The 4459-nt window shown below is 43.0% G+C and carries 4 protein-coding genes; 3 read left to right on the top strand and 1 reads right to left on the bottom strand.

The window, feature by feature from the left end:
* The first annotated feature begins 240 nt into the window (after positions 1 to 240).
* The 3 genes from ACTXGO_RS10135 (at position 241) to ACTXGO_RS10145 (ending at position 3523) form a co-directional block, all read left to right on the top strand.
* Positions 241 to 1512, top strand: a complete 1272-nt coding sequence (locus tag ACTXGO_RS10135) for a saccharopine dehydrogenase family protein (RefSeq protein WP_443541181.1) — start codon at positions 241 to 243, stop codon at positions 1510 to 1512.
* A gap of 388 nt (positions 1513 to 1900) precedes the next feature.
* A complete protein-coding gene (locus ACTXGO_RS10140; protein WP_443541182.1) occupies positions 1901 to 2743 on the top strand; it encodes a hypothetical protein in 843 nt (280 codons plus the stop codon).
* A gap of 393 nt (positions 2744 to 3136) precedes the next feature.
* Positions 3137 to 3523: a hypothetical protein gene (locus ACTXGO_RS10145; protein ID WP_443574317.1), complete on the top strand. Its 387-nt coding sequence runs from the start codon at positions 3137 to 3139 to the stop codon at positions 3521 to 3523.
* Positions 3524 to 3661: 138 nt separating this feature from the next.
* Here ACTXGO_RS10145 and ACTXGO_RS10150 read toward each other — a convergent pair.
* Positions 3662 to 4459: S1 RNA-binding domain-containing protein (locus ACTXGO_RS10150; RefSeq protein ID WP_443574318.1), on the bottom strand; the 798-nt coding region annotated here is incomplete at its 5' end.

Raw genomic sequence — 4459 nt, forward strand, 5'->3', positions numbered from 1 at the left:
TATGTGTCTATATATAAATAGCATCTAGTATGCCTACCTATATTGACGTAAAATCCATTTAACACCAAAATCGGCCGATAAGAAATCTGTAAAAAGAACCTTAATAAACCAGCTCTTGTAACTATATTTAATAATCATAAGTAATTATCTGCTCAACATCTCACAGCTCAAATTTTTAAGGCTCAAACATTACTTTTTTAATCACTCTATCTTCTTTAATCACACTATAAGGATACTATTATGTCTACCTCAAATCAGAAAAACACTGACACGCGCGAATATGCCGTTGTCTTGTACGGTGCTACTAGCTTTGTCGGTCAAATTACGGCGCATTACTTATCAGAGTTTTTGTCTGAGAATAGTGACGCAAAAGCGACTTGGGCGATTGCAGGGCGTGATGAAGACAAACTCAAAAAACTACAGTCTGAAATCAGTGGCTCTGACTCTACGCAAAAAGTCGACATTATCATTGCCAATAGTAACGATGACGCCAGCCTAGATAAGATGACCAAACAAACACAGGTCATTATCTCAACCGTCGGTCCTTACCTAAAGTACGGTGAGCCTTTGATCAAATCTTGCAGCGCTAATGGTACTGATTATGTTGATCTGACGGGCGAAGCTATCTTTATTAAGGACATGATGGATAAGTATGAGGACGCCGCCAAACAAAGTGGCGCTCGTATCGTCAACTCGTGCGGCTTTGACTCTATTCCCTCAGATTTGGGCGTGTACTTTACTCAGCAGCAAGCTCAAGATAAGTTCGATGATGTTTGTAGTATCATTCACATGCGCGTAAAAGCAGCTAAAGGCGGTCTCTCTGGTGGTACGATTGCCTCGATGGCGACTATATTTGAAGAAGTCGGCGAAGACAAATCACGCCGCAAGCAAGTGACGAATCCTTATCTACTCAATACTGATGATGATGCGCCAAATACTCGTCAGTACAATGTCAGCAAACCTGAATATGATGATAAGCACAAGCGCTGGCTAGCTCCTTTTGTGATGGCAAGTATCAATACGCGTATCGTACATCGCAGCAATCAGTTATCAGATTATGAGTATGGTCGCGACTTTAAGTACGACGAAGCCATGTGGATGAAAGATGGTATCAAAGGTCAGATGACCAGCTACGCATTAAGTGCAGGTCTTATGGGCTTTGCCGCCTCTATGATGTTTAAGCCCAGCCGTGAATTACTCTCAAAGCATGTCCTACCTAAGTCAGGTAGCGGTCCTTCAAAGTCTGAACAAGACAACGGTTATTTTGATATTCGCTTCTTTGGCGAAACGGCTAAAAATGAGCATATCAGTACCAAAGTTACAGGGGATAAAGACCCAGGCTATGGCAGCACCTCACGTATGCTGGCACAATCGGCGCTATGCTTGGCACAAGATATCTCAAAAGAGAGCGTTGAAGGCGGCTTTTGGACGCCAGCTTCTGCTATGGGCGAGCATTTAATCAAGCGCCTAGAGGAACACTCTGGTCTAAGCTTTGAAGTTGTTGATAGCTAATATTGATACTTTTTTTAGCGCCTATTTTGTTTTAGCGCTAAAAGTCTAAAGACACAATCAACCGCATCTTATTGTTAAGGTGCGGTTTTTTTATCGGTTAATGACACAAGTATAAGTTTTAGGTAACTGACATTGCCGTATTGCGCGTTTTCACTACATTACGCTACATAATCTTAGCCTATTGTCACAGCGTACTGGCAATCATTTGGGTAGTATAAATTTTGATAAGCACAACTTATTCATCTATATCTTAATCAGCGCTTGTAAAGTACAGCGTTTATTCAAGCTCTATAGATAGATATTTCACATAAAAAAGGTATATGCAGCTTTTGCTGTGGAACATCACAAAGCTACTAAATAATACATAACCTATTAAGAGGATAAAATTATGAAATTGAATATATTAACTGCAGCGGTACTCACGTCAGGTTTGGCTATGGCAGCCACAAGCGCTAATGCTGGTATGACTACTGATCGTAACGGTAATGTCGGCTATGATACTTATGATGAGTGCGTCATGGCGGTAAAAGACGGCTCTGCTAAGTTCTATACTCCTTATACTTACCAAAATCCGATGCGCCGCGCAGGTGAAGTCAGCGTAGCTAAGATGAGCCTATCTGAGGTTATGATCCCCCAAAGCGTAGTCAACAATAATAATCTACGTACCAGCGACTATGAAGCAGGTGCTTGTGATATGGGTGTTGGTCAGTCCAATGGTCGCTACGGTGTTTCAGGTGCGCTAGTAGGTAAATATGTTCCTTTTGCCTCTGACATGCCAGTTAATGTCTATATGGATAGAAATGGCAACCCTGTACGTGTCACCATGCAGCAGTGTGATAACCATTTTGGTAGCAACTTCCCAACTCCCGTTATCAGTGAAGTAAAAGCGCCAGAAGCACAGCTTGCAATCAAAGAAGATCGCAGTATGGAAGCAGTCGTTATCGAGACCAAGCGTACTATTCGTCCAACGCAGTATCAAGTCAGCGAAGTCATCATAGCGCCTAGTGATCAGGTTCAACGCGTGAATACAGCAGCAGGTACAAGAGTTGCTGTAGAGACAGCAGATGGTCGTACGGTGTATGTTGGTCAAGAAGCAGATGCTCAAGCCATCAGAAACACTGATATCAATCAGACTTATCCTGTGATTCGTGTGCCAGACAATAACATGCAAAACAACATGCAGCAGCGCATCATCGATCCAAACACAGGTAGAACTATCATAGTTGAGTAATACTTTAACGCTAGCGATATTATAGTTAGAATCTGCAACGTGACCTCAACACTTTTGAGTGATAAGCAGGTTTTGGACATATATCTTGCACGTTATAACAACTTAGATTGACTCTGTGAGAGTATTAATCTCTTTACTACTGAAATACCAGCCATCGAGCTGGTATTTTTGCGTCTAAGACATCATCAATGGACATCAAGTTTTTATAACGTTTTATTTTATCTGACATAAACGTTGTAGCAATGATGACTCAGTTGTTGTCTTTATAGGTCTTTTGCTTTTAGGGCGTAAGACCTATAGCTCAATTAGCATAATAGGAAATCATGCTAGTTTACTTAAAAGTCTAAACTCATTTTGGACTTGTCTTAGATTTGCAACTCAAGGAATACCCTAATGCAAAACCGTACTTTATCTCTACTTTTCGGCACTACTCTCATGATGCCTATCTTTGCCTTCGCTGCTACTGATAGTAGTGTGACACCCGCTGATATACGTACCACTGCTGTAGACAATACTTTGCAAGCCCAAATTGAAGGTCCTGATGGGGAGCTACTAGCCACTCAGCCCGGTGAAATCGAAGTCGATACAAACCCTGCGCAATTAGATCCGAAAATGATGGAAGATTCAAGCATGATGGAAGATCCAAGCATGATGGAAGATCCAAACATGATGCCAAACTCTGTAACGCCATTAGAGTCAGAGCAAAGAATTGAGGGTGCAGATAGTACAACGACAGTTCCTGTAACTCTACAAGAAACTCGTCGTATCATAACCCAGTAATGTTAGACCACTGGAGTACTTAGACATATGGTGTCGTCCTAAGATAAGTCGTTTATCGTATCCTTACTTTAGAACGGCGCACATGAAAAAAGGCAGCCAGTGGCTGCCTTTTCTGTGTGTTAAATAAAGATTGAGCAGTTACTTCTTGCCCTTGGTGACCCCTGCTTCTTTAAGCAGCGCGCCAAGTGTACCCATTTTGACCGGCGTATCTGCCTTAGGCTTTTGCGCCTGCTGACGATTACTCGCGCCGCCTTTATTGTTGTCACCTCTACTCTTGTCACCTTGGCGCGGTGCGCCAGAGCGTTTGTCTGCTGGTGGACGCTTGCTGCGCGCACGGCTCGGCTTATCGTCACTACTAGTAGAGTCCGTACGGCTCGTAGCTGGTTTAGCTGGCGCGCGCGCAGGTTTGTCGTTTTCAGGTTTCATGCTAAAGCCAATACGGCCACGTTTTTCGTCGATAGAGATGACTCGAACTGAGATAATATCACCAGGTTTGACACGGTTCATAGGGTCTGCGACAAAGTCATTAGCCATCTGAGAGATATGTACCAGACCGTCTTGATGTACACCAACATCGACAAAACAACCAAAGGCGGTAACATTGGTTACAACGCCTTCTAAAGTCATGCCCTCAGTAAGGTCTTTGATACTATTGATATCATCACGGAAATTAGCCGTTTTGAACTCAGGACGCGGGTCACGAGCAGGTTTTGCCAGCTCGTCCAAAATAGCTTTGACACTGATGTTGTCATCATTAGCCAAAGCTGTAGTATCGATAGTACCCAGCACACTATCGTTACCGATAATCTCGCTTAGAGACTTGTCCGTTTGCGCAAGTATGCTATCAACCAATGCATAGCTCTCTGGATGAACACCTGTGGCATCAAGTGGATTGCTACCCTCGTGAATACGCAAAAACCCTGCAGCTTGCTCAAA

This window comes from Psychrobacter sp. T6-1 (assembly GCF_052258445.1).